The sequence below is a fragment of the Paenibacillus agilis genome, assembly GCF_007786455.1.
GTDB classification, from domain to species: Bacteria; Bacillota; Bacilli; order Paenibacillales; family Paenibacillaceae; genus Paenibacillus_B; species Paenibacillus_B agilis.
This window is the reverse complement of record NZ_VNJK01000001.1, coordinates 537262-562631: the sequence shown is the minus strand read 5'-3', so window position 1 is coordinate 562631 and position 25370 is coordinate 537262. Positions and strand designations below refer to the sequence as shown.

General features: G+C 44.4%; 25 protein-coding genes. 13 read left to right on the top strand and 12 right to left on the bottom strand.

All coding sequences use genetic code 11. The annotated features are described in order from the left end of the window. Window positions 1-104 precede the first annotated feature (104 nt). Complete coding sequence (locus FPZ44_RS02500) at window positions 105-3413, top strand: DEAD/DEAH box helicase (RefSeq protein ID WP_144987084.1); 3309 nt, start codon at window positions 105-107, stop codon at window positions 3411-3413. A gap of 677 nt (window positions 3414-4090) precedes the next feature. Here FPZ44_RS02500 and FPZ44_RS02495 read toward each other — a convergent pair. Further along, window positions 4091-5152, bottom strand: a complete 1062-nt coding sequence (locus tag FPZ44_RS02495) for a nucleoid-associated protein (protein WP_144991643.1) — start codon at window positions 5150-5152, stop codon at window positions 4091-4093. A 217-nt stretch (window positions 5153-5369) separates the two neighbouring features. On the opposite strand from FPZ44_RS02495, the gene FPZ44_RS02490 reads away from it, so the two are divergent. The 4 genes from FPZ44_RS02490 to gerPC all read left to right on the top strand — a co-directional run bounded on the left by FPZ44_RS02490 (window position 5370) and on the right by gerPC (window position 6965). Then, window positions 5370-5861, top strand: coding sequence for a CS domain-containing protein (locus FPZ44_RS02490; protein WP_144987082.1), 492 nt, complete (start codon window positions 5370-5372; stop codon window positions 5859-5861). 116 nt (window positions 5862-5977) lie between these two features. After that, window positions 5978-6193 (top strand): spore germination protein, encoded by a 216-nt coding sequence (locus FPZ44_RS02485; protein ID WP_186785883.1) that lies wholly within the window; start codon window positions 5978-5980, stop codon window positions 6191-6193. A gap of 11 nt (window positions 6194-6204) precedes the next feature. Beyond that, a complete protein-coding gene (locus tag FPZ44_RS02480; RefSeq protein ID WP_144987078.1) occupies window positions 6205-6480 on the top strand; it encodes a hypothetical protein in 276 nt (91 codons plus the stop codon). Between the two features lie 23 nt (window positions 6481-6503). Beyond that, window positions 6504-6965, top strand: coding sequence for a spore germination protein GerPC (gerPC, locus tag FPZ44_RS02475; protein WP_144987076.1), 462 nt, complete (start codon window positions 6504-6506; stop codon window positions 6963-6965). Between the two features lie 37 nt (window positions 6966-7002). On the opposite strand, the gene rplT is transcribed toward gerPC, so the two are convergent. The 4 genes from rplT to FPZ44_RS02455 form a co-directional block, all read right to left on the bottom strand. Beyond that, complete coding sequence (gene rplT, locus FPZ44_RS02470; RefSeq protein WP_028593099.1) at window positions 7003-7362, bottom strand: 50S ribosomal protein L20; 360 nt, start codon at window positions 7360-7362, stop codon at window positions 7003-7005. A gap of 76 nt (window positions 7363-7438) precedes the next feature. After that, the gene (rpmI, locus tag FPZ44_RS02465) at window positions 7439-7639 is read right to left on the bottom strand and encodes a 50S ribosomal protein L35 (protein ID WP_144987074.1); all 201 of its coding nucleotides are present in this window, start codon (window positions 7637-7639) and stop codon (window positions 7439-7441) included. A gap of 63 nt (window positions 7640-7702) precedes the next feature. Continuing rightward, on the bottom strand, window positions 7703-8200 hold the full coding sequence (infC, locus tag FPZ44_RS02460; protein WP_144987072.1) for a translation initiation factor IF-3: 498 nt from the start codon (window positions 8198-8200) through the stop codon (window positions 7703-7705). 347 nt (window positions 8201-8547) lie between these two features. Beyond that, on the bottom strand, window positions 8548-9786 hold the full coding sequence (locus tag FPZ44_RS02455; RefSeq protein ID WP_144987070.1) for a glycosyltransferase family 2 protein: 1239 nt from the start codon (window positions 9784-9786) through the stop codon (window positions 8548-8550). 741 nt (window positions 9787-10527) lie between these two features. On the opposite strand from FPZ44_RS02455, the gene FPZ44_RS02450 reads away from it, so the two are divergent. Beyond that, entirely contained in the window at window positions 10528-11082 is a 555-nt protein-coding gene (locus tag FPZ44_RS02450) for a phosphatase PAP2 family protein (protein ID WP_144987068.1), read from the top strand. A gap of 118 nt (window positions 11083-11200) precedes the next feature. Next, complete coding sequence (locus FPZ44_RS02445; RefSeq protein WP_144991642.1) at window positions 11201-12394, top strand: MGDG synthase family glycosyltransferase; 1194 nt, start codon at window positions 11201-11203, stop codon at window positions 12392-12394. Window positions 12395-12618: 224 nt separating this feature from the next. Here the strand turns inward: FPZ44_RS02445 and trmB are convergent, their stop codons facing one another. The 3 genes from trmB to FPZ44_RS26300 all read right to left on the bottom strand — a co-directional run bounded on the left by trmB (window position 12619) and on the right by FPZ44_RS26300 (window position 13848). Beyond that, window positions 12619-13374, bottom strand: coding sequence for a tRNA (guanosine(46)-N7)-methyltransferase TrmB (gene trmB / locus FPZ44_RS02440; RefSeq protein WP_144987066.1), 756 nt, complete (start codon window positions 13372-13374; stop codon window positions 12619-12621). 37 nt (window positions 13375-13411) lie between these two features. Further along, window positions 13412-13588, bottom strand: coding sequence for a hypothetical protein (locus FPZ44_RS26305; protein WP_186785882.1), 177 nt, complete (start codon window positions 13586-13588; stop codon window positions 13412-13414). Window positions 13589-13671: 83 nt separating this feature from the next. Continuing rightward, complete coding sequence (locus tag FPZ44_RS26300) at window positions 13672-13848, bottom strand: hypothetical protein (RefSeq protein WP_186785881.1); 177 nt, start codon at window positions 13846-13848, stop codon at window positions 13672-13674. Between the two features lie 232 nt (window positions 13849-14080). Here FPZ44_RS26300 and mnmL point away from each other — a divergent pair, with 232 nt between their 5' ends. From mnmL to FPZ44_RS02415, 5 genes are all read left to right on the top strand, one after another. Next, window positions 14081-15061 (top strand): tRNA modification radical SAM protein MnmL/YtqA, encoded by a 981-nt coding sequence (mnmL, locus tag FPZ44_RS02435; RefSeq protein ID WP_144987064.1) that lies wholly within the window; start codon window positions 14081-14083, stop codon window positions 15059-15061. Window position 15062: 1 nt separating this feature from the next. Next, window positions 15063-15653, top strand: coding sequence for a tRNA 5-(aminomethyl)-2-thiouridylate-methyltransferase MnmM (gene mnmM, locus FPZ44_RS02430; RefSeq protein ID WP_144987062.1), 591 nt, complete (start codon window positions 15063-15065; stop codon window positions 15651-15653). A 282-nt stretch (window positions 15654-15935) separates the two neighbouring features. Next, window positions 15936-16328 (top strand): VOC family protein, encoded by a 393-nt coding sequence (locus FPZ44_RS02425; RefSeq protein ID WP_144987060.1) that lies wholly within the window; start codon window positions 15936-15938, stop codon window positions 16326-16328. Window positions 16329-16349: 21 nt separating this feature from the next. Next, complete coding sequence (locus tag FPZ44_RS02420; protein ID WP_144987058.1) at window positions 16350-17318, top strand: type I phosphomannose isomerase catalytic subunit; 969 nt, start codon at window positions 16350-16352, stop codon at window positions 17316-17318. 449 nt (window positions 17319-17767) lie between these two features. Then, window positions 17768-18325 carry a hypothetical protein gene (locus tag FPZ44_RS02415; protein ID WP_144987056.1) on the top strand — a complete coding sequence of 186 codons (558 nt, stop codon included), beginning with the start codon at window positions 17768-17770 and terminating at the stop codon, window positions 18323-18325. Window positions 18326-18616: 291 nt separating this feature from the next. Here FPZ44_RS02415 and FPZ44_RS02410 read toward each other — a convergent pair whose 3' ends face one another. After that, a complete protein-coding gene (locus FPZ44_RS02410; protein WP_144987054.1) occupies window positions 18617-20494 on the bottom strand; it encodes a B12-binding domain-containing radical SAM protein in 1878 nt (625 codons plus the stop codon). A gap of 280 nt (window positions 20495-20774) precedes the next feature. Then, window positions 20775-22625 (bottom strand): DNA helicase RecQ, encoded by a 1851-nt coding sequence (gene recQ / locus FPZ44_RS02405; RefSeq protein WP_144987052.1) that lies wholly within the window; start codon window positions 22623-22625, stop codon window positions 20775-20777. A gap of 251 nt (window positions 22626-22876) precedes the next feature. On the opposite strand from recQ, the gene FPZ44_RS02400 reads away from it, so the two are divergent. After that, on the top strand, window positions 22877-23938 hold the full coding sequence (locus tag FPZ44_RS02400) for an RluA family pseudouridine synthase (protein WP_144987050.1): 1062 nt from the start codon (window positions 22877-22879) through the stop codon (window positions 23936-23938). Window positions 23939-24056: 118 nt separating this feature from the next. On the opposite strand, the gene FPZ44_RS02395 is transcribed toward FPZ44_RS02400, so the two are convergent. Both FPZ44_RS02395 and FPZ44_RS02390 read right to left on the bottom strand, forming a co-directional pair. Further along, complete coding sequence (locus FPZ44_RS02395) at window positions 24057-24401, bottom strand: GIY-YIG nuclease family protein (RefSeq protein WP_144987048.1); 345 nt, start codon at window positions 24399-24401, stop codon at window positions 24057-24059. A 51-nt stretch (window positions 24402-24452) separates the two neighbouring features. After that, window positions 24453-25205, bottom strand: coding sequence for a DUF2087 domain-containing protein (locus tag FPZ44_RS02390; RefSeq protein ID WP_144987046.1), 753 nt, complete (start codon window positions 25203-25205; stop codon window positions 24453-24455). Window positions 25206-25370: the final 165 nt, after the last annotated feature.

Sequence of the window (25370 nt, the reverse complement as noted above, 5' to 3'; positions counted from 1 at the left end):
AAGTTCGTCAAAAAGAGCAGTATACTAAGAGCAGCATCTAACATCGAACGCTCATACATACAATTGCCAATCTATATAGATATAAAGAAATACGGAGGAACAACATGTTTAACCAACTGGAATCTTATAGTGATGTGGAAGACATATGCGGCAGAACTTCCTATCGCAGAGGACTTAAATATTACCTTTCTCGTCGCATCGTCGAATTTAAGCAAATAACCGAGCACCTATACGCAGCTCTCGTGCGCGGCAACGAGGATTACAGTGTTCAGGTCAGGCTGCCCACTGTAAAGGAAGTGGAAGCAAGCTGCACATGCCCTGCTTCCAACACTTATTTTCCTTATTGCAAGCATATCGCTGCCGTCATGCTAGCGGTTTGCGATAGCAGATTTGACAAAAAAACGGCTGATCAATATTTACCGAGTGCTCTCCAGAATAGGTATTCTGCCACGATTAGTTCCAAGGATACGGCATTAACACGCAATATGATTTCTATTTTTAGCAGCCAAGCTTATCAATCGGCGTCTCAAGACGACTATGATGCCTACGAGGACGATGATTATGCCCGCGAAACGCTGCAAGTAGAGTGGATCTGCCATGCCGTATCACATGCGCGCAGAAGTTACTTCGCGCTTGAGTTCCGGATCGGTCCGCAGCGGTTGTATATCGTGCCTAAGGTGAGGGAATTTTTGACGGCTTTTGCTCAAGCTCAACCGTTTGCCTTTTCTAAAAAATTCACTTACAGCCCTGATCAATACCGCTTCACCGCTCAAGATGAGGCCATCATTCGAAAGCTAATCGACATCGTTCGAATCGAAGAAAGTTATTACGACCTTATGTATGGCTTGAATAGCAGCGGAAGGCTTGGCACAGAACGGACAATTGTTATCCCCCCTCATATGTGGGAGGAAACGATCCCTTTACTGCTGCAAGTTCCGATACGAATCGAACAAGATACGAAGCAGTATGATCTTAGACTTGGCGAACAGGGTAAAGTCCCGCTCTCTTTTCGCATTAAGCAGGATGAAACGGATATTTATGAACTTGCTATTGAAGGCTTGCAAACAGCAGTGCCCATGGAGCAGTATGGCTATATATGTGCAGAGGGCATGCTCTGCCCTGTAAGCGATCTGCAGCTGGATCAGTTCACGGCACTGAAAAAGCTGTTCTATATGTCTCGAAGCAATGAGGTTCGCATTTCAGCTAATGAACTCCCTGCTTTTATTGAGCGTGCACTCCCAGGGATTAAAGCACTTGGTCAAGTTGCCATTGCACCTGAGATTGCCGATAAGATTGTAAGTCCAAGTCTTATCACGAAAATTTACATTGATAAAAGCGACAACAACTTATCTGTCTTGGTCGAATTCCTTTACGATGATAAAGTCATCTACCCGTTTCAACCTGAGCAGCTATCTACGGACCAGGACGTAGAACGCTATGTATTGCGCAGCTACGAACAGGAGAATGAGATTGTCCGTATCCTTGAGCAATCAGGCCTCCGCAACAACGGGAAGCAGCTGTATACCAATGACGAAGAAGCGATATACAGCTTTCTGTATCATTTGCTGCCCAAGTTGGAGCCAATTGCACAGATTTACTCCACGGAGGCGGTCAAATCTCTGATGTTCCAAGCACCGCAGCAGCCTAGAGCGATGCTGGACATGGATACTGCAACAGACTGGCTAGAGGTCAAGTTCGATATGGCAGGCATCGAGCAAGACGATATTCACGACATACTCTTTTCTATTTTGGAGAAGAGGAAGTATTATCGCTTGCCAAGCGGGGCTTTCGTCTCATTAGAGCAAGAAAGTTATCGTCAATTCGGTGATCTTATGCATGAGGTTGGCATGAGCCGTTCAGAGGTACAGCAAGATCGGATCTTCCTTCCTATAACGAGAGGTCTCAGCCTTATCGAAACAGGAGACGACTATCGTGCTCGCGGGGTTAAATTCGGCAAGCAGTTCCGCCAGATGCTGGATCATATGAAAAGTCCTGAGGACTTGGAATTTGAGGTTCCAGCTCCATTAGAGAATGTACTGCGGGACTACCAAACCTATGGCTTCCATTGGCTCAAAACGTTGTCCTACTACCGCTTCGGCGGCATTTTAGCTGATGATATGGGACTTGGTAAGACATTGCAGAGCATAGCCTATATTGTTTCGGAACGCGAAGCGCTTAGCCAACAGCAGACGGAAACCAACAAGCCCGTGCTCGTCGTAGCGCCTGCATCTTTGGTATACAACTGGCGCAATGAACTTCACAAGTTCGCACCCCAGTTAAGAGTAGAACTCGCAGCAGGGCTGAAAGATGAGCGCAGCCAAGTGATTGAATCCTTAGATGAAGTAGATGTGCTGATTACTTCCTACCCTTCTTTACGCAGGGACATTCACTTGTATGAAAATATTGTGTTCAGCATCTTGCTGTTAGATGAAGCTCAAACGATTAAAAATGAAGCGACGCAGGCTTCCAAAGCAGTCAGACAAATTACAGCCAGCCGCAGATTTGCCCTTACAGGTACACCGATTGAAAATTCCGTCGAAGAAGTATGGGCCATCTTTGAAGCTGTCTTCCCTGGCCTATTTACGAGCAAGAAATCATTCCAAGCCCTTTCTCGTGAAGAACTGGCGCGTAAAGTAAGACCATTTATTTTGCGGCGACTCAAGCAAGACGTGCTGAAGGAATTACCAGACAAAATTGAAACGTTGCATATGACAGAGCTGTCACTCGATCAGAAGAAGCTGTACCTAGCTTATTTGAGTCGACTTCAAGAGGAGACGCTGGAAGTTTTAGCAGCAGAAGGCTTCCAAAAAGGTCGGATGAAAATACTCGCAGGTATTACTCGCTTGCGCCAACTCTGCTGTCATCCTTCCTTGTTCATACAAGAGTACGAAGGAACATCCGGCAAGCTTGAGCAACTGCTAGAGCTTGTGGATGAATGCATGAGCAGCGGCAAGCGGATGCTTATCTTCTCACAGTTCACGAGTATGCTAACACTTATTCGCAGCGAACTTGAGGCTAGCGGCAGACCTGTCTTCTATCTGGACGGCAAGACGCCTCCTAGCGAGCGTGTTGAGCTGTGTCAGCGATTTAACGAGGGAGAACGCGATATATTCCTCATCTCGCTCCGTGCGGGAGGAACCGGGCTGAATCTAACGGGAGCAGACACCGTAGTTCTGTATGACTTATGGTGGAATCCTGCCGTCGAACAACAAGCTGCAGACCGTGCCCATCGTATCGGTCAAAAAAATGTGGTACAGGTCATTCGCCTCGTTACGCATGGTACGATCGAGGAGAAGATTTATGAACTGCAACAGCGCAAAAAAGATTTGATTCACGAGGTAATCCAACCAGGTGAGGAAACTATGTCTGCCATTACAGAACAGGAAATTCGTGAAATACTAAGCATCAATTGATGGCTGCATCGTTCAAGATTTCTCAAGAATTGAACATGCTAGCAAGCATTAGATATGCATACGAAAATAAAGAGGGCCTGTCCGCACTCCACTGTGCTGACATGACCCTCTTTATTTGTTTTGCATCTTTGGGTTTAGGTTGCAACGCTAAGGTCCTATGGTTACGTGTACCAGAATCTAGAGTCTATCTCATATATAGATACTCCTTACTCCTATGGGACTCATGACGATTGCAGGCTATATTGTTGTTGGCTTTCGGGTTGCGTTACTCTGTAACTCCGTTATACCGTAGCTAACGGGCATGGCAAATTAACTATCGCCCCTGGTACATCAGCTAACGGCCGTGGCATACCATCTATCAGTAATGACGCTTGACTTTCGCCTCAGCTGACGGCAGTGACACCTCTGCCTCAGCTAACGAGCATCATTGACGTTATTGGGGCGAAATCGTCTGTATTAGAATTTTAACGGTCTCAGTAGCGCTTATTTAAGTCAATATTAATGCTTATATTCGTTCCAGATGGCAAATAAGCTCTCTGGCATCCGTTACCTTTCAAAATAAGCAAAAATACGCCGAATAGCCACTATGGCACCCGTTACGCGTTAGTACAACTCACTCTTCCGAAAAAAGTTTGGCTTACTCCAGATATACCAATTTCCTTTTGCAACTTTGGTAGCTATTCTTCCTGCGAGAAATACACTTTATAATAATGAAGCTTGCGCTCTTCATCATAACCACGTTCCACATAAGGGAAGCTTTCACTTTTGAGCTTCAACTCGACCCCTGTGTCTGTCTTAATCACGTTGCGCAGCGTTTTCTTCGCTTTCTTCAAAGCCGTTTGTGAAATCGGCATCGCATCAAATGGAGGCAGCTCATTCATTTCGGTATAGGACTCTTTATATACTTTGAACATCTCACCCTGACTATGGTCCTGAAGCACGTTATGAATAAATTCCTCTTCCTCGAATTTGTCAGTGCGAGAGAAGTATTCCATCGAGCTGTTGATGAATTCCAGCTTCTCCTTTTTCTCTGGCTGCTCAGAAGCTGGAGCAATTACATTGTCATAAAACTCATTCACCATTTGAATCGCATGATCTGTATAGTAATTTTCATCTTCCATCAACGTAACGTCAAGGAAGTCCTCCATCCAATACATCGCCGCGTCTTGCGTCTTCCCAGCTGTCGCGTCAACTACGCCTACTACGAAGCCGCCGATCGCCTTCACATTCAAGATTAGACAGCCCTTGTCCAGCTTGCGAACGTTGACACCCTCTTCAATTAACAAACCTAGATCTTCCGTGTTCGGTTCATCAAGCTTTAAATACACATCTTTGTTCTCGGACTTAAACAATCCGATCGCATCAATACTGAAGTCATTATATAAAATGTTGTTCAAATGCACGACATAAAGCTCACCTGACTTAATTTGTGGATGTGAGGATTGCTCATACAAATGATTCAGTATGTGTACCGATTGCTCTTGAAACGTGTTCGGCTGATCGAACATGCGGCTCGCATACGTGTAAACCTCATTCATCGCCAGATCCGTTTCATGATGGAATCGATAAAACATATCGAACTTAAAGCTGGTCAAAAAATATTTTAACAACGTATCGCGAACTTCTTCACTCGGTACTTCATATCGAGTTTGCGAAATACGTACGCCCTCATCTCGAGATTTATTACCTACTTTGTGAACGACCATCTGGTGAATATCTACCTTAGACAGATCAATCATCCTGCTCACTCTCTCTTTCTCCAAACGTCACATCTCATCATTGTACCCTGATTACCACCCAAAGAAAATAGCTGACAACATTAACCTATAAAATTGGCTTAAGCATATGAACTGCTCTGTTTGATCAATCGAGGCAAGCCAAGCCCGCTCTGCATACGTTGTAAGCATGCCAATCATCCATCATCAGTAAAAGCAGAAGCAGAAAGGAGTTACCCATATGGCAAACATGTCTTCCTTTTTTCCATGGCAGAAATTTCAGGAGCAATTCGGTATTACGATGCCAATAAACCCTTCACAGCTATTAACGCAAAATGCCATCCAGAAATATATCGAGGAAGAAATTAAACGCTCCTTTTCCAAAGCATTTGATCAAGTCGAATACACTTCCGATACAACTGATTCTCCACCCTCAACTTCTCCAGCAGCTAGTGGTAAACCAGGATGGTCCTCACGAGAAACCGATCATGAAATTACGATTGAAGTAAAGATGTCTAAAAAAACGAAGCCTCAAGATGTTCGCCTGCAGATGAATCCAACACAGCTTCTTATCCAAAATACTAATACATCTCGCAAGCAGCTCATCCCCTTGTCTGCCCCAGTATTTCCAAAGAGTACACGCGCCACTATCCAAGACAACAAACTCCGTGTTGTTATGCGTAAACAAGCGGCAGGCAATATGCAAAATATCGATATCCAAATCATTGATTAGATTGTCCGCATGTTATATTTGATCACTTTTCAGTATTCATCATAGTCCAAGTTCCTTCTTCTAGGCGAATGACATAGAATACGGTTAGACGGATTACAGTCAAAGGATGGATGGATATGCCTAACGTATTTAACATTTTCAACATTCGTGTCAATGCCATATCCAGTAACGGGTCCGTTAATCTAGGGAATACTATTATAAAGGGCAATACAACGGAAACAAAAAGCGTAGGCGGTAACTCTGTCGTAGGTGATTGTACCTCTTCCGTTAACAATGAGACCAATCTGGTCAATAACCCCGATTTCACAGCAAATCCAAGTGTGGTCATATAGAGGTGTGTACGATGAATATTTGTATTAATCAAATACGCGTTAATGTGTTGAGCAACTTGGCTTCCATCAATATCGGTACTACATTTATGGGAAGCAATCAGAACACAACAAGCCAGTATGGGACACCTGAAGGCGAAACGGCTCCTGCGATGAACTCTGGTCATACCCATGCAGCCGAGCCTGTAGCCGTTCCAGAAGCCGAGCTTATGGAAGAGCCTATTATCCTTCCTCAGCTGGCAATGCCACCTTTTGAAATGCCGCCGATCGAACCTAGACCACCTGAATAAACCTAAAGAATGGAGGCGATTCGATGCAGCCTTACTCATCCTCACCTTCTACCTTCTACGTGTGGCAGGCCTTAGAAGAACGAATACGCGCGATGGAAGCTCGCATTTCACAATTAGAGACCCAAATCCAGCAGCAGAATAACGTATCTCAAGCGCTGCAAGAGAAGATAAAAGAAACCAAACCCATCTCGATCGGTACGATTAACTATAAAATTCAAGAACTGCATGTTAGTGAACTATCAGGTACCTTAAATGTCGGATTAACAGCACTTACAGATGAAAAAGAGCTACAGAAGTTAATGGGCTCGCTCAAAGAGCAAGGAGAAAAGCAAATGGAGAACATGGATACAACTTATTCGAACGAGACTAATGTGTATGATATGAAGAAGCTGGATGAAGAGAGCGAAAAAGAAAAAAATCAACAAGTTGATAAAAATCAAAATAACGGAAACAATAAACAACAAAAGAGCACCGCATTCGAATAGTTCGAGTGCAGTGCTCTTTATCGTATAACGCAAGCTACTATGCGTTGATTTTTTGTTTAGCTACTGTTGCCAAAGAGTTGAACGCGTTGATATCGTTCACTGCAAGATCAGCAAGCATTTTACGGTTGATGTTTACTTCAGCAAGCTTCAAGCCGTGCATGAATTTGCTGTAGGACAAGCCGTTCATACGAGCAGCTGCGTTGATACGAGCGATCCACAATTTGCGGAAATCGCGCTTCTTAACGCGACGATCGCGGTATGCATAAAGCAAGGATTTCATTACTTGCTCGTTAGCTGTCTTAAATAGACGGTGCTTAGAACCGAAGTAACCTTTAGCTAGTTTTAGTACTTTTTTATGACGACGACGTGTAGTAAATCCGCCTTTAACTCGTGCCATTCTAGTAACCTCCCAATCGAATCATGTATCCGAATTATTGCTTGAGCCGTTTGTGCGACTGCAAGTTCTTACGTTATTACTTCAAGTTAGCCAATTGCTGTTTCAAACGGTTCACGTCACCAGCAGCCATTACTGGGTTTCCAGCGAGAACGCGCTTTTGACGTCCGGACTTATGGGACAACAGGTGGTTTCTGTAAGCTTTGTAACGGCGAACTTTACCAGTACCTGTAATTTTGAAGCGGCCTTTAAGGCTGCTGTGCGTTTTCATTTTAGGCATAATCATTTCCTCCTCAATAATCAAATCCAATCCGCCACCTTCTCTGCGTGGCGGGAGGACTCGTTAGTTGCTCTTAGGCGCTAGAATCATTATCATGCTACGGCCTTCAAGCTTAGGCTGACGCTCGATTGTGCAAAGCTCTTCAACCTCTTTCTTAACGCGTTCCAACACGCGTTGACCGATTGCAGCATGTGTAATCTCACGACCGCGGAAGCGAACAGAGCATTTCACTTTGTCCCCATCTTTGAGGAACTTAACAACGTTACGAAGCTTCGTTTGGTAGTCATTTTCCTCGATGTTTGCGCGGAACCATACTTCCTTCACGTCAACAACCTTCTGGTTCTTGCGAGCTTCTTTCTCTTTCTTCTGCTGCTCATAGCGGAACTTTCCGTAGTCCATAATGCGACATACTGGCGGTTTCGCCTGTGGTGCCACGTTAACCAAGTCCAATTCTGCATCAATAGCCATTTGAAGAGCTTCACGGAAAGGTTTAATACCTAACTGTTCACTATCTGGTCCGACAAGACGAACTTCCTTAGCACGAATTTCTTCGTTGATCATATGTTCCTTGCTAATGACCTTCCACCTCCATCATTTATATCCCCAAATTCATCAAAAAAGGGATGCATGCTCCCAAAAGAGCCCACATCCCTCACTTATCATCACAGGTGAGTATCGCAATAATGCGATAAGTTTCATAAACCAGCCAACTCTGAGTCGGTCAGGTGAGAAGCGGGCGCTTCTGCTTTCGTATTAGTCGTACTCAAGTAATATATCATATGCGATGTACCCAGTCAAGTGCAGCAGCATGTAAATTTACACATTGACTGTAATTAACTGTGCAGGTTGAGCTTATGAAAAAGATGGGGAGCCTATAGGCTCCCCATCGAACATTTAACATCTTTATATTATGCTTGTTTGCCTTGCACATCTTCCAATCTCACAACACGTGTATGCTCTGTATGGCTCCATACTTTGTTGTTCTGTGTAAAGAACGCGTAGAACGTAATTGGCCACCAGGAAAGCAAGAAGATCGGGAAAGTAATCAAGGATGCATAGATACGCGGCGATCTAACACCTTCGAGTACTAGCGCAAGAATGAACGCTGCACATGTCATCACTATTGAGCCAACAAACAACCATGGAGGCAATATTTCAGTTAGCGTTGGGAAGTTCGGACCATTGAAGAACGCTGCGTCCACCCAAATGTAAGCAGTCAGCAAGAACGTGACCAATACCGTGTATACCGTCATGCTGTACAATGCTGTATCAAACTTCGCTAAGTTGCGCTCCTTAATACTTTGCCACATCAATGGGAAGAAGTAACGACGAGCTACTGTAAAGTGACCTTGCATCCAACGCAAGCGCTGGCGTGCAGAAGCTTTGAACGTAAGCGGCTTCTCATCAAATACACGAGCCTTGTAATTAAATACGGGATTAACGCCGTTCTTAACACAACGAACTGTAAACTCCAAGTCTTCTACTAGGCTTGTTGCTCCCCAGCCCATTTCTTGAAGAAGTTTGCTCTCAAAGCACATGCCCGTTCCACCCAAGAAGTTAGCCATCTTAAGGTTTGTACGGGACAACTGCCACAAGCGGTTGCAGTACCAGTAAGTTACACCATAAGCTGCTGTAATCCAAGAATCATGTGGATTCTTCGTATCAATGTAACCTTGAATAACACGTGCACCAGAGCACAGGTCATTATTCATTTCAGTAAGGAAATCTGTGCTAACCAAGTTGTCTGCATCAATCATAACGACTGCATCGAACTGGCGTTCCATTTCCCACAAGTTCTTCAACATCCACTCAATCGCGAAACCTTTACCGCGCTGTTGAGGGTTATGACGTTCGCAGGCTGTCCAACCATGCTCACGAACGATTTCTGCTGTATTGTCTGTACAATTGTCACAGATAACAAAAACATCATACATATCTTTCGGATAATCGAGCGTCTTCAAGTTCTCCATCAACGCATCGATAACCGTTGCTTCGTTATGTGCAGCTACGAGCACAGCGAATGTCTTCTTAGGCTCGTGTTGTGTATGCTTTTTCTTACGATAAATACCAAACAATGAAAGTGTGAATTGATAAACCCCGATAGTTGCCAGCAACAGTTGCATAACAACTAACCAATTTTCCACCATGCTAGGTGTCCCCCTTTAATCAAATACCCCTAATACATATCCTTTATCTCTCTCTACAGGCTTACATACGTTTGTTCATCATAACGATCTGCATTCCAAATTTCTCTCTTCGAATGTCAAACGAACGTCATCCAAGCGTAATAAAACGGTCGATCATGATTGTCTAACGTTTGCACTCTTTTGTCAAAACCTTTTATTGGCTTTCATTTGCTTCTGACTGCGCTATAAGCGGTTGGCGTGCAATTTATATGTAGCTGACGTCTATTCATGCTACTTTATACTCATTTTCAACCAAATCCAACGTTTTTACAGCTAAAGTCCCTCTTTCTCTTGATGCAACATCCTATTTTAGGACTACAAAGATGCATGGACAAGCAAACGACAGAATGAATGAAGCATAACGAAATGATCGACTCATTTGTTATGACGGGTTTGAACGATAAAAAGTTGCATCAACAAAAACTTTTTATTATTAGTTAAACCATGCCCATTCAAATGAATCAAACATGAAAGCTCAACTATTCATGTGTCACCCATTGTAGCAAATCAACCAACCAAATTCTACTTCAGTATACCCAAACGATGGTTACTTGAATCTAAATGACAAGCAACGAGGTGCACACTAATTTTACATGATCATCATGAAAAATTCACAAAATGATTATCTTCTGTTAATGTTACCTTGATACGATGTGTTCAAACTTCAGTCAAACCATAAATTGCTACTACGGAGGGGATATTATGACCCGTCTGCTCTCATGGTTATTGCAATGCGAACGACAGCTGTTTTTCTGGATTAATCATCGGATGCACCACCGCATCACGAGCTTTGTCCTATATTCATTTACCCACTTAGGTGGAGCAACATTTACAATAGCATGCTCATCGCTTATTGCATTGTTCAGCCCTGCACCTTGGAGTATGGCAGGCTGGCAAGCTTTACTTGCACTAGGCATTAGCCATATACCTGTAGTACTTATAAAAAAGGTATACCCGCGGCTCCGCCCGCATGTAGCTATGCCTGACATACGTACATTTAGGAAGCCGCTCGTCGATCATTCATTTCCTTCTGGACATTCAACAGCGGCATTTTCGATCATCGTACCCTTTATCGCATTGGTGCCTCAGCTAGGCTGGATTCTCATCCCTGCAGCCGGCATCGTAGCATTATCTCGAATGTATCTTGGATTGCATTATCCTTCAGACTGCTTGGCAGGTGCCATACTTGGTGCAGGAACTGCAGCATTAATTGTGTCGCTATGGCCTAGCAACTTAATGGATTACTCATTCGTTTAATGTGGTAAGAGAAATGAAGGGACAACGTAATTACGATTCGTCAGATTCAAAGTGGATTCAAAGTGGTATAAAATTCAATCGAGGAAAGGTGACAGGTATGGAACAACAAGCCTTGTCCATGTTCAACGATACTGAAGCACAATGGTTCGGCAGCATAACGGGTGAAAAGAAACGCATCTTGCTTTTATCCGAACGCTTCGGAGCAGGCCATACACAAGCTGCACATGCATTATCTGTAAGCTTGCGTAGAACTTCACCTCATGTCCAAACACGTGTAATGGAGCTTGGAAAGTTCTTGAACCCAATAATGGCACCGCTCATCATCGAAGCTTATCGCCATACCGTAACGACACAGCCAAAGCTTGTCGGCTACATGTACAAGAAACAATATCGTCGTTCTTTAAATCGTCTTACGACACTTGCCTTGCATCGTCTTTTCTACACGCATGCCATGTCGGTATTTCGACAATTAAAGCCAGATATGATCGTATGCACGCACCCAATCCCGAACGCCGTCGTCTCTCGACTTCGCCGTCAAGGTCTGAACGTGCCCTTATATACATTAATTACCGATTATGATGCACATGCTGCATGGGTATCGCCTATGGTCGATCGCTATTTGGTATCTACAGATGAAGTGAAAATGAAACTAGTAGAGCATGGTGTCCATCCTGGGCGTATTGAAATTACCGGAATACCGGTTCATCCAAAGTTCTGTGAACAGCATGACCGCAACAAGAAAGCGGACATCCGTAAGCAGTTCGGACTTAAGGAAATGCCGACTGTCATGGTTATGGGTGGTGGCTGGGGACTTATGGACCCCAATGATACGAACGAGTTGCTGACACGTTGGACGAATCATATTCAATTCGTTTTTTGTGTTGGTAACAACAGCAAACTGCGTGAGAAGCTGCTTAAAAACCCACGCTTTCAGCATGAGAATGTGCATATGATCGGTTACACGAATGAAGTGGATAAGCTGATGGATGTATCTGATCTGCTCGTAACAAAGCCAGGCGGCATGACATGTACAGAAGCACTCGCCAAAGGCATTCCTATGCTGTTCTACAGCCCACTTCCCGGACAAGAGGAAGAGAACTGTCAGTATTTCACGGCTAAAGGATATGGCGAGCCCATTGATTGCCCTCAAGCGGTGGCCAAATGGATGAGCAAGTTAGCTTATGAGTACGAAGAAGTGTCAGCAAGAAGGATGGCCTATGTACAAAATGCTTCACGTTATCATCCACAAGCATGTGCGGAGTCATTGCTGCATGACTTGTTAGGTGAGGAGCAAATACTCAGCCGTTTGTAAAAAGGTCAGGCCGTTATCGACAACATTCAGCAATTGCGAAATAAAGAACGCATCGTGGTAGATTTCATAAATAATAAAGTCATATTTTGCAAACTATGAATGTTATCGAATTTTACATTACAAAACAAACAGACCCTTCGAATCCGAACGAATGAAGTCACCGGATCTGAAGGGTCTTTATTATTAAAATGTAAAATATAATGTTGAGTTAAAAACTAGCAAGCTTAGTTCTCTTCCTGCTCGTCCTTTTCTTCAACAGCAGCACGACGCTTCTCCTGCTGTTTCTCTTCTCTATACTTGCGAATCGCCTCTTCACCTACAACAACTTCGACACGATGGATGTTCATCCCTTTACCCATGAACTTTTGCTCGTATTCTGTCATCACATGCTCTTCATTCATTCCGCCACGATGTAGATTCAATGAAATGCGACGCATAATAAGCTCCATATCTGCGAAGCTGTTCAGGGAAGATTCAAATAATGTCTCAGAATCCGTCTTAAAGTGAATCTCTCCCAGCTCGTTCATAATATGAATATATTTCTCGACGAAGCGGAAATGTGTCAACCGGCGGCGAGCATGGCGCTTCTTCGGCCAAGGGTCACTGAAGTTCAAGTACACGCGCTCCAGCTCATTTTCAGCAAATACATTTTCGATCGTTTCAACATTCGTGCGAACGAGCTTTAAGTTGGCTGGATGAGGAAGATCCGTCTCAAGTCCTTCCACTGCCTTCATCGCTTTTTCGCTTGCACGCGAGAGCAATTCGTCGTACATATCGATACCGATAAAGTTAATATGCGGATATTTCAAGCTCATTTGTGTAATGAACTGTCCTTTCCCCATGCCGAACTCTACCCAGATCGGGTTGTCATTTCCGAATAAGCTGCTCCATTTCCCTTTGTGGGCTTCTGGCTCCAAAACAACAAGTGAAGTCATTTGCTCCAGTTGTGAGAGAGCACCTTTTTTACCACGCAAACGCATAAATATAGGCCTCCATATCATGTTGGTCATTTTTTAATCAAAAGTAATACGGAACAACCGCAACAGCAGCGTACTGTACGAAACGAGCAACATACGCATGTGCTTGTGCAATGGTCCGAGTAACTAACTGAACTGGCAATGTACAGTAATCTCGATATTTTACAGGACAATGTCCTAAAAACAAGACAACTGTTCCGATTGTTAATTGTGCCAAAAAGACCATCCTTCTGTAAAGCACGAAAAAAAGGAATGCCGCGAAAGGCACCCCTTTTCCATAACTATCATCGTAATCGTGCATTAATTGCTGACAATTTCGTATTGACGCTCTACAGCTTGACGTACCTTTTGCTGAGCCGCAGCCTTTACTTCAGACCCATATGGGAATTGCTGCCCCATTAATGCCATCGCTTCCTTAATCGTCAACTCTACTGCAATCTTCTTTTCCCCTTGCGGAATCGTAAATAGATCGCCCATCGTTGTTCACCTCACCTAATATCGATGTCTTTACATTTGTAAGCATCGTCTGGATCAGTCCGACTTATTCTATACTATTCTACTAGTAAGCGCTTTCTTCCTCCTTGAAAATGTAACATTTTGTGTAAGTTTTATTGAAGCTGAACTTCGCATTTGTGCCCTATTTCTGTTACAATAAGTTGTGCATCTTTATGATGCTTATGGACGATTGGAAAGGGTTTAACATATACCTATGACACATACAGAACAACTTATTACTGAAGTCGAGTGCTGTGAAGAACAGCCTCTGTTATGGGCTGACAAACGGTTTCATACATGGAATTATGAGATGCGTGAACAGTTCGGGGAAAAAGTATTCAAAGTTATGCTCGATGCTGGCTTTACTTGTCCGAACCGGGACGGAAAGATTGCAATCGGTGGCTGCACGTTTTGCAGCGCGCGTGGTTCCGGCGACTTCGCTGGACGCCGTCGTGACGATCTCGTCTCTCAGTTCAATACGATTCGTGATCGCCAACATATGAAATGGCCAAATGCCAAATATATTGGCTACTTCCAAGCTTATACGAACACCTATGCACCAGTAGAAACACTGCGAGAGTATTTCGAGGTTATCTTAGAACAGCCAGGAGTCGTAGGGTTATCGATTGCAACACGACCGGACTGCCTGCCTGATGATGTCGTCGAATATTTGGCTGATCTCAATAAGCGGACTTACTTGTGGGTTGAGATGGGTTTACAAACCGTGCATGAATCCACATCCAATTTAATTAACCGTGCACATGATACTGCCTGTTATATAGAAGCCGTTGAGAAATTGCGGAAGCACGGCATTCGTGTGTGTACCCATATTATTTACGGCTTGCCGCAAGAGACACATGAAATGATGATGGAGACGCTGCGCCAAGTGTCTCTCATGGATGTGCAAGGCATCAAGCTGCATCTGCTTCACCTGATGCGCAAGACGCCGATGGTCAAGCAATACGAGGCAGGCTTGCTGCGCTTCTTGGAGCAGGATGAGTACATTAAGCTAATCGTAGACTCTTTGGAGCAATTGCCACCGGATATGATCGTTCATCGCGTGACAGGCGATGCGCCGCGCGATCTTCTAATTGGCCCAACGTGGAGCCAGAAGAAGTGGGAAGTGTTGAACGGCATCGACAGAGAGCTAAGACTCCGCCATACATGGCAGGGCAAGTATTGGAGGGGGAAGTAAGATGGGATTCCTTTCCGTGCTGAGCTTTGCCCAGCAAGTGGTGAAAGAGCGCGTCCAACTAGGCGATCGCGTAGTAGACGCAACGATGGGTACGGGCGTGGATACGTTGTTCCTTGCCCGGCTTGTTGGGGAACGCGGACACGTAGCCGCGTTCGACATTCAGGCGCAAGCGCTGGAGCTAACGCGCAAGCGCCTTCACAGCGGCCTGGGCCTGGACGCAGCAGCGCACGTGGACTTGCGGCTTGCAAGCCACGCCGACCTTGTCGGCGCGCTGCCCCCGGAGTGGCGCGGGCAGACGGCTGCCGTCATGTTCAATCTTGGCTTCCTGCCAACGGCAGAAGCCGACAAGGCTGTCATGACGGAGCCGTCCACGACGCTGGCTGCGCTGGAGGGGGCATTGGCTCTGCTGCGCCCTGGCGGCGTGCTTAGCGTCGTGCTGTACCCGGGCCACGACGGGGGCGACCGCGAAGCGGACGCCGTCCAGGCTTGGGCCGCAGGCCTGCCCCAAATTGTTGGGCAGGCATTAATCTACCGCATGCTGCAGCGACCGCATGCGCCTTATGTGATCGCCATCGAGAAGCGGCTAAGCTAGGCTAGCTACACTGGCTAAATTAGCGCTCTATCTCACTACCAAGTTCGCATCACGCTGGCGATGTCTAACGTGCCTTGATCCTAAATCTTAGATCTATGAAACCGTCCGTCCGTTGCTAGACATTGACCGACACCTGTACTTTAAGGATAAGTTGAAACTGCATGATTCACCCGACTCAGGTGTACCCTTCTTGCTGCTTACTTATCAAGCAGCAAGAAGCTACATATAGATCAAGTACAGATAGAACAAGACAAGATTACAACTGAAAAGGAGACGAAGAAGATGGGCATACGTAAGCTGGAACACACTGGCATTATGGTGCGAAATATGGAGGAATCCATTACCTTTTACACAGAAGTTATCGGCATGACGTTAAAAGATAAGTTTATTCATACGGATGGGATTATCGAGCTCGCTTTTCTTGGCTTTCCAGAACAAGATAGCGTAGAGCTTGAACTAATCCAAGGATACAATGACAATTTGCCTGCTGAAGGAAAAGTTCATCATCTTGCCTTCACGGTAGATGATATCGAATCCGAGTTTGAACGTATTCAAGAGCTGCAAATTGAGCTTATCAATCCAGAGATTATTACACTGCCAAACGGTAGCCGCTATTTCTTCTTCAAAGGACCTGACGGCGAACATCTTGAGCTGTTCCAATCAACTAGACCTTAACTAACATGGGAGTGAAGAGACATGACAGTACCATACCCACTGAAATTCCAACCCGAGTTCAAAGAACGTGTCTGGGGCGGACGTGCCTTGGAGCAATTCGGGCTTGAACTACCAGAAGGTCATATTGGCGAAGGCTGGATGATCGGTGACCATCCAAATGGCATTACACAAATTGTAAATGGTGAGCTTGCTGGAAAAGGATTGGATGAAGTTCGTGAACAATTTGGGCGCGAATGGTTCGGCACGAAAGGCTTCTCTGAAAAAAATGGACGCTTCCCGCTGCTTATTAAGCTGCTCGATTGCAACGATGACTTGTCTATTCAAGTTCATCCAACGGATGAATACGAAGGCCTGCCTAAAGGTGAGCTTGGAAAAACAGAAATGTGGTATGTGCTCGATGCAAAGCCAGGTGCCAAGATTATTTACGGTCTGAAGGAAAATGTGGATCGCACTGCACTAGCACAAGCAATCGAAGAAGGACACATTATGGATGCACTTCAAGAAGTTCCCGTTCAAGCCGGAGACTCCTTCTACATTCCTGCTGGTACCGTACATGCTCTATGTGCTGGCGTTGTGGTAGCTGAAGTGCAGCAAAATTCCGATACAACTTATCGTCTCTATGATTACAATCGTCCAGGTCTTGATGGCAAGCCTCGTGAGCTACATATCGAAGATTCCTTGAATGTCATTGCTTACGAAGGCGCAGGAGCAACTCGCATGAAGACAGATGATGCGAAACCTAATGAGTGGCTGCAGCTTGCACAATCGCCTTACTTCGTCGTGGAAAAAGGGATCGTCAGCACGCCTTGGGAGTTATCAACGACCGCTGAAAGCTTCGTCATTCTCGTTATCTGTGACGGTACAGGCACTCTTAGTTGGGAACAAGGTTCTATCGAGTTCCGCTCGGGCGAATGCTTCCTTTTACCAGCCAACTTGGGCAGCTATACACTTGATGGCAGCTGCACCGTACTTCGTTCAGTTGCACCTTAATGTTCATTAGAAAATAATTTAAAGTCGAATAAATCATCACACCCGTTTGTGCACTCATTTTGATATAGACCAAATAGCTGCATATTATTAGTTGAGAGATCCGTTTCTTTTGAGCGGGTCTCTTTTCTTTACATTGATTTTTAGACATTGAATATAACCTTCATACCGTGCTTATACCTATAACTTCCGTAAGCTTTAGCACGTCCCTAATGGAAATTAGCACTTACTGATTCTCATTCATAGACCGTAGAAATCACAAATTGTTCATGGCTATCGATAATATCGTGATTAAATTCACATTAATGGATTTTCAAACTATTTACGATGTAAGTGAGACCATTACACACGCAATATGATTAGTAAATTCAATTGGAATGAAGTAGACAAACGTTCTGAGCTGCATGTTGATGCTAGGATTGTAGTTCAACTATTAAGAAAGGATGATCGTAATGAAACGAACCGTACTCGTCTTTATCGCCATTTTGCTAACGATGGGCGTAGCATGGACGGCATATGGAGAAGAAGCACTTCCACCGCCAAAACGATTGACGACGAAACATATGATGGCTGATCTTAAACATGCGCACACGATGCTGCTGCAACACCATCCGCATTTCAAAGAGATGGATATTAACATGAAATCGGAATGGATTGATAGCTACAACCATTATTTACAACTGATTAAGCAAGCTTCTGACGAAGATCAATTCAAACAAGTCATACAAATTATGCTAAACGACCTACAAAATGAAGATACACGGTTATTAGCGAAGGATGAGTATGACAAATATTATGATCACTGTGAGAATGAACAGCACGCCGTTTATAAAAATGAATTAGAAAAAATGTCAGCGAAACGCCGATATGCCTACCAGCCAACGAACGGATCGGGTCATCACCATATGCATCGCAAACATCACCAAGAAAGCGATATGCACAGTGAAGAGAACGACTTGCAAATGTTCACACTGCCGAACAGCGGATACGTTCTACGTATCCCTAATTAGATGCAAGATGCATTACAGCGCTCCAAAACGTCACCTTTTAAAACTTGAAGCACCAGGTCGAACCTTACATTCAAAAAAAGGACCTCAACTCCCACTAATGTGTCCTCTCAGAATGCTCATCGGATCAATAATTTTTCCAATGTTCATTCTAAGAGGTGTATCACACTATAAAGTGGAGAGCGAGGTCCTTTTTTTATTGTCATTCTGGGCGTCTCCTATCGCGTGAAAACGATTGAAACATCTCAGTTCTGACCATTTAACGACTTCACGTATTTGTTTATCAGCCTAAAACTAAGCCAGCAACACCTTGTCGGACACAACGAAGACAAGTGGACGGCCATTTTCCTGCTGTTGGTATACAACGATTACAATGGATGACTCTATCTCCCCTGAAGGTGCAGCGTCTAGTGTTTGAACCGATGCAGTCACTTCCATTGAAGCAGTCTGTATATCTTGATTAGAAGGGTCGTTGGAATTTCCATCACCCACCGATCCTTGCCCTGTTGTCTGACCTACAACCATCCAGTAGGCCACATCGAATGGCATCCGTTCTACAACCGCATGCTTATGCAGATCACGCTCATTCAGCCCGAGCGCCGCGAAACCACTGCCCAATCGCTCCGGATGTTCTGCTGCTGCACGAAGAATACGAGCCGCCTCATCTTTATCAATAACGTCCTGCCACCATATTTTACGAGGCTTGTACTTGTGGTTCATAAAGTAGTCCAGCTTCATTAACCCTTGTGCAACCTCTGGATGCTTCAGCTCACGCTCTTCTAGGAAACCGCTTAGACGAACGAATAGATCTTCTAACTGATGGCCAATTTTCTGCCAACCTTGACCTTCCCAGTAGTCACCAAACGCTTGGAAGAAATCAAACGGTGAACCAAATTCACGTTCCATCAGATGCTCCATCGTCGTATCCAGACGATGCGAGTTCCAATATTTCTCCAATACATCTTCCAATCGCTTAAGACGGACAACATCATCAAATGGCAATAAATCATTGCTAAGCATTTCATACGGAGCATGATCCATATAAACGTAACCGTACTTCGCGGCATCAATGCGCAAGCCCGTTCCACGCAGCAGCTTCAAGAAACCAAGCTGAATTTCTTCTGGACGAAGCGCAAACACATCGTTAAAAGTAGTACGGAATATAGAATAATCTTCCAGCGGCAAGCCAGCTATTAAGTCAAGATGCTGGTCAATCTTACCGCTATTTTTAACCTTCGTTACTGTTCGAGTCAACTTCGCGAAGTTTTGACGACGCTTAACCAATTCATTCGTTGGATCGTTTGTCGATTGCACACCAATTTCAAAGCGGAATATGCCTGGAGGCGCATGTTCTGCTAAGAAATCAAGCACTTCCGGACGCATAATATCCGCCGTAATTTCAAATTGGAACACACAACCGTTATGGTTGTCGATTAGGAACTGGAAAATTTCCATCGCATAATCTCGCTTAATATTAAACGTCCGATCGACAAACTTAATCAGCTTCGCGCCATTATTAATGAGATACAACAAATCAGACTTCGTACGCTCCATATCGAAATAGCGAACGCCAACTTCGATACTGGAAAGACAAAACTGACAGCTGAATGGGCAGCCACGACTCGTTTCGAAATATACGACGCGACGACCCAAATCAGGCAAATCCTCCGCAAACCGATACGGGGTCGGAATTTGATTCAAATCCAACTTCGGACGCGGCGGATTAATAACAACCTCACTAGCTTTATTACGATACGCAACTCCGAACACAAAATGATACTTTTGATCCGTGCTCATTTCGCGCAGCAAGTGCAGCAGGGTTTCTTCTCCTTCACCTACGATAATAAAGTCAACATCTGGAAGTCGCTCCATCCAATACGTTGTGTCATAGGATACTTCGGGCCCGCCAAGCACTACTTTTACTTCCGGCAATACTTTACGCAGCATGCTAATGACTTTTATCGTTTCTTCGATATTCCAAATATAACAGGAAAATCCTATTACATCAGGCTTGCGCTGATATAGATCAGATACGATGTTCATAACCGGATCTTTAATCGTGAACTCTGCCAGCTCTATCGGAAACTCTGGTTCACAATGTGCTTTAAGGCACCTTATCGCGAGTGATGTGTGAATATATTTTGCATTTAACGTTGCTAGTACGACTTTCATAGTAGCTCCTTTCAACGGCTAAACAGCCAATCCTCATTATAACGATTTTCCGACCATTATTCGAGTTTCTGTATCTCTACTATAGCTATATAGCCAACTATATACTATAAAAGAAAAGACCGACCTTTATAGAAGGTCGATCCATTACGAAGTTCTGCCCATGAGAAATTTAACCTTCTCAAACATGCAAACGTTCACCTTGAAGTCTTCATAGAAAAATGAAACTTTGTTCTATTCTCTTTCTTGCTCACTTTTGTATCTCTTTATACTCGTAACATTTTTAATACCCTTCATCCTCATACCAACCGGATGGCTCATCCTGTGAAGCTTCCTGCTGCTCCAAATGACGGAACAAATCAAGGAATGGCTGTCCAAACTTCTGCACCTTCGCCTCACCGACACCTTTAACCTTCAGGAATGCATCAACGGTCGTTGGTCGCTTCTCCGTCATTTCCCGAAGCGTGCTGTCATTGAAGACGATATATGGTGGCACATTCGCTTTATTGGCAATATCACGACGCAATAGGCGCAGCTGCTCGAACAACGTTTCGTCTACTGCTGCTTCTACCTTAGGCTTAAGCTCGTTCGCAACCTTCTGGAACACCTGCTGTTGACCTTTTAGCACATCAGCCGCCGTAGGCAGCAAACGAACAACAGGATATTGGCCCTCACTCAGGCCTAAGTATCCATCAGCGATAAGTACATAAATAATATCGGAGATCGCCTTCTCGGTCAGATGACGCATCATACCATGCGTTGGCAGCAGATCGAAGCCATTTTGCACAACCTTTTTGTTTCGAGAACCTTTTAATACCGAGGCAACCATCGAAACACCCCAGCGCTCGCGCATCCGATAAATACACGAAAAGATTTTTTGCGCATCCAAGGTAATATCAACTTGTTCCCGCTCGTCCTTGCAATTACCGCACATGCCGCACGGTTGCTGGTCAATCTCACCAAAGTAGCGCTGCATATACGTCACGAGACATTCCGGTGTATAGCAAAAGTCGATCATAGACTGCAGCTTCTTATATTCATGGGCTTTTCGCTCTGGCAAAGCTTCACTCTGCTCGATAAAAAACTTCTGTGTCAAAATATCCTGCGGGTGGAACAACAGCACACATTCGCTTGCTTCTCCATCTCGTCCCGCACGGCCTGCCTCCTGCACATACGCTTCCATATGCTTCGGCATATTGTAATGCAGTACATACCTTACATTCGACTTATCTATCCCCATACCAAAGGCATTCGTCGCTACAATAACCCGAATGTCATCGTATAGAAATGCTTCCTGCATCTGCGCGCGCTCATCATCAGACAATCCTGCATGATAGCGCCCCGCTGGAATTCCTGCCTTCACCAGCATATTATGCAAATCTTCGACATCTTTGCGGGTTGAAGCATAAATAATACCGACCATATTCGTACGCTGACGAACATAGTTTAACGCGAAGTCTTTGCGATTCTCACCACGCAGCACCGTAAAAGCAAGATTATCGCGCTTGAAGCCAGTCACGATCAACTCTGGTTCTTGCAGCTCGAGCAGACGGATCATATCCTCTGTTACTTCTGGCGTTGCGGTAGCTGTGAACGCAGCGAGAAGTGGTCGCTCACCATAGTTATGCGCAGCCAGTTCACGTACAAATGGCGCGATTGCTCGGTAGCTCGTCCGGAAATCATGTCCCCAGTGGGACACACAGTGGGCTTCATCCACAGCGATAAAGGAAATACGAAGCTGTTTCGCGCGTTCACGGAACCATTCGCTTTCTAGTCTTTCTGGTGCAACGTACAATAGCTTCAATTGGCCTCGTTCAGCCTCATACAAAATCCGTCCTGCCTCAGATGCATCCTGTGTGCTGTTGATATAACCAGCTCTAACTCCCAAACTATGAAGCGCATCAACCTGGTCCTTCATCAGTGAAATTAGCGGTGAAATAACTAGCGTCAAGCCATGCTGAAGCAGCGCGGGCACTTGGTAGCAGATCGATTTACCTCCGCCGGTTGGCATGATGCCGACTGTGTCTTTACGTTCCAGCAAATGACCAATGATTCGAGTCTGTCCTTCCCGAAAATCATCATAGCCATATACTTTTTGAAGCGTCAAACGCGCTTCACTCATCGTTAATGTCATGCGATCAGATGCTCCTAACTTAAATTGATAAATGACTCAGCTGCAAGGTCTATTCGAAATTACCTTGTGATTCAATCCGTCCTTATGCGGAAACGCCTTACGAATAATTATAGCACGACTGTTTCCCTCGTGCTTTCGATAGCGTGAGATAGCTCTTTTTGATATGATGGGAGTATTCAATCCGTAATGATGAACGGAATTCATGATCGGCTTGCATTAACGCTGCATGAAGGAACAGAAAGAGGTCAACGATGAAGAAAAGAAACAGCTACGCTTCACCTACTGGAAAGCCAACTCAACAAAGAGGCGGCGGCTCCAATAGAAATAATAGCAAACACAGAAATCATGGTCTGGAACATGCAACATCATCTAAACCAACAAAGCATACGACAAATAAATCATCACAACATGCACCAATAAAAGCACCTGCAAAGCCGCAAGCTAAATCCTATACAGTTGAACAATCGTCTGAACTGCTAAACTTTTTGATTGCACATATAAACATGGGTCGCAACGCGGTTAAATCCGTACTAGCACGTGGACAAGTATCCGTAAATAACAAAGCGACAACCGTATATAACTTCCAACTTGAACCAGGCGACATCGTCACAGTGAGCAAAGAAAAAACGACCGATGCACCTGCATTCGTTGGCTTGCGAATCATCCATGAAGATGATCATGTGATCGTCATTAACAAAGATGCAGGCTTACTTTCCGTTGCTTCGCCACAAGAAAAAGAACTGACGGCTTACCGCCAGCTTACTGCACATGTACGCCAATCACATCCAGCGAATCGCATTTTCGTCGTCCATCGCCTTGATCGTGATACATCTGGTGTCATGATGTTCGCAAAGAGCGAGCATGTCCAACAGACGTTGCAAAATGCATGGAAGGAAAACGTACAAGAACGTATTTATGTAGCTCTTGTAGAAGGCACTGTTAATAAGCCGGAAGGTACGATTTCCTCATGGCTAAAAGAGAGCAAAACGCTGAAAATGTACTCTAGTCCATACCCAAATGACGGTCAGCATGCGGTTACTCACTACAAAGTGCTGCAATCTAACCGCCAGTATTCCTTGCTAGAAGTACAGCTTGAAACAGGCCGCAAAAACCAAATTCGCGCGCATATGGAAGACATCGGACATCCAATTGTAGGCGACAAAAAGTACGGCTCAAAAGTGAGAACGATTGGCCGTCTCGGCTTGCATGCTCGCGTTCTGTCCTTTACGCATCCGACAACAGGCAAAGTACTGCGCTTCGAGACGGACATTCCAAAGAAATTTACGAACCTATTTGCACCTGCTAATTCTTAAAACTTTCCATACAAGCAAAAAAGGGACAGTCATTTGATGACTTGTCCCTTTTCCATTTTATATATTATTGTGTATACCTCAGTCCATATGGGTGCAAAGATCATCCAATCACATAAAATTATTTGTTGTACCCTGCTTCACCATATGGCTGCAGCTCGTTCAACCACTTCTCTTCCAACTTCTTCAATTCTTCTTTCTCATCAAAGTAACCATGTTCTTTCTTTTTTAAAATTTCCAGTGTTTCGATTTCAAATGCCGCTTCTCCATACGTATTCCATTCTGCTTGCAGCGCTTTATTCATATGTCCGCCCATATTAAGCTGAAATTTCTTACCTTCAATGGTTCTCAAATTCGAAGTGCTCACCACAAGCCTTTTATTAGTAATCGTATTGCGGATCTCATAAACGCCCGCTTCCGTTTTTATTTCTTTGTATGCAGCTTTTAATTCTTCTCTGCGATTCATTTCTATCTTACTCCTTTCTGCTAGTAAACCTTCTATTTCATACACTCGCTCCTACTTGAGCCAATATTCACTGCCATCTTCTTTACGATCGAGAAAACCATATTCGATCAAATATCTGCGCAAAGTTACGTGATCATCGTAGACAGCTTTTAATACTTCATTAATCTCTTTCTCATTGTAAACGGTATCCGTTTGGAATCGCTTAGCGATCTCTCGCAGCACGACTAATTTGCTCTTCTCTTTCATGGAGAACGTCTTTAGCTTGCCATCTATTCCGTCTGGGAAATATTTTGTTAGAAGCTTATCATTCTCTTCTTGGGTTACATTATATCGCTCGTCTACCATCGTAGCCGTCTTATGATACTCAACAAAGGCAGGCGCGTGTTCATCCTTTTCCTTCAGCAGCTCCATTAACGTTAAGAACACCTTCGCTTGACGTTCTTTCTCCTTCAATACGAAGCGATGATTCCGAATCGTGGATGCACTCCCGATCCCCATTTGCTGCTGAATGTCGCGATCACTTTTTCCATCATAAAAACATTTGAGCAGACCATTCTGATGCTCGGTCAAACCGGTCATCTTCTTATCCATCTGAATGAGGTAGTGGAACACCGATTCGTGCTCACGCTCAATGTGAAGACGCGTATATCGCTCAGCTTCATACAACGTATCGCCTTGCTTATAGATAATGCCCTTCTCTACCGTCTTACCGCATAACAAACATACATATTGCTGTTCTTGCTCATGATACCCTTGCTTCAACTCATCTATAGAAGCATTCCAGAACAATTCTGATATATCCATGAAATAAACACATCCCATTTTCGTTTGTCTTATAATAGACATTATTAATCATCGTTTGAATATTGTCAAATAAAAAGCAAACAATTGATGTGTTTGTCTATGAGATACCCTATTTCCACTTTTCAGGCTATACTGAAATTAGCTCTGTATTTCCATATCCATAAA

Coding starts and splice junctions, on each gene's coding strand:
- FPZ44_RS02400 (WP_144987050.1), top strand. CDS start 22,877: ATGAAGAAAAGAAACAGCTACGCTTCACCTACTGGAAAGCCAACTCAA.
- mnmM (WP_144987062.1), top strand. CDS start 15,063: ATGGGATTCCTTTCCGTGCTGAGCTTTGCCCAGCAAGTGGTGAAAGAG.
- rplT (WP_028593099.1), bottom strand. CDS start 7,362: ATGGCACGAGTTAAAGGCGGATTTACTACACGTCGTCGTCATAAAAAA.
- FPZ44_RS02410 (WP_144987054.1), bottom strand. CDS start 20,494: ATGAAAGTCGTACTAGCAACGTTAAATGCAAAATATATTCACACATCA.
- rpmI (WP_144987074.1), bottom strand. CDS start 7,639: ATGCCTAAAATGAAAACGCACAGCAGCCTTAAAGGCCGCTTCAAAATT.
- FPZ44_RS02450 (WP_144987068.1), top strand. CDS start 10,528: ATGACCCGTCTGCTCTCATGGTTATTGCAATGCGAACGACAGCTGTTT.
- FPZ44_RS02480 (WP_144987078.1), top strand. CDS start 6,205: ATGAATATTTGTATTAATCAAATACGCGTTAATGTGTTGAGCAACTTG.
- FPZ44_RS02455 (WP_144987070.1), bottom strand. CDS start 9,786: ATGGTGGAAAATTGGTTAGTTGTTATGCAACTGTTGCTGGCAACTATC.
- FPZ44_RS02415 (WP_144987056.1), top strand. CDS start 17,768: ATGAAACGAACCGTACTCGTCTTTATCGCCATTTTGCTAACGATGGGC.
- recQ (WP_144987052.1), bottom strand. CDS start 22,625: ATGACATTAACGATGAGTGAAGCGCGTTTGACGCTTCAAAAAGTATAT.
- FPZ44_RS02420 (WP_144987058.1), top strand. CDS start 16,350: ATGACAGTACCATACCCACTGAAATTCCAACCCGAGTTCAAAGAACGT.
- FPZ44_RS26300 (WP_186785881.1), bottom strand. CDS start 13,848: ATGGGCGATCTATTTACGATTCCGCAAGGGGAAAAGAAGATTGCAGTA.
- mnmL (WP_144987064.1), top strand. CDS start 14,081: ATGACACATACAGAACAACTTATTACTGAAGTCGAGTGCTGTGAAGAA.
- FPZ44_RS02495 (WP_144991643.1), bottom strand. CDS start 5,152: ATGATTGATCTGTCTAAGGTAGATATTCACCAGATGGTCGTTCACAAA.
- FPZ44_RS02425 (WP_144987060.1), top strand. CDS start 15,936: ATGGGCATACGTAAGCTGGAACACACTGGCATTATGGTGCGAAATATG.
- gerPC (WP_144987076.1), top strand. CDS start 6,504: ATGCAGCCTTACTCATCCTCACCTTCTACCTTCTACGTGTGGCAGGCC.
- infC (WP_144987072.1), bottom strand. CDS start 8,200: ATGATCAACGAAGAAATTCGTGCTAAGGAAGTTCGTCTTGTCGGACCA.
- trmB (WP_144987066.1), bottom strand. CDS start 13,374: ATGCGTTTGCGTGGTAAAAAAGGTGCTCTCTCACAACTGGAGCAAATG.
- FPZ44_RS02445 (WP_144991642.1), top strand. CDS start 11,201: ATGTTCAACGATACTGAAGCACAATGGTTCGGCAGCATAACGGGTGAA.
- FPZ44_RS02395 (WP_144987048.1), bottom strand. CDS start 24,401: ATGAATCGCAGAGAAGAATTAAAAGCTGCATACAAAGAAATAAAAACG.
- FPZ44_RS02485 (WP_186785883.1), top strand. CDS start 5,978: ATGCCTAACGTATTTAACATTTTCAACATTCGTGTCAATGCCATATCC.
- FPZ44_RS02490 (WP_144987082.1), top strand. CDS start 5,370: ATGGCAAACATGTCTTCCTTTTTTCCATGGCAGAAATTTCAGGAGCAA.
- FPZ44_RS02390 (WP_144987046.1), bottom strand. CDS start 25,205: ATGGATATATCAGAATTGTTCTGGAATGCTTCTATAGATGAGTTGAAG.
- FPZ44_RS02500 (WP_144987084.1), top strand. CDS start 105: ATGTTTAACCAACTGGAATCTTATAGTGATGTGGAAGACATATGCGGC.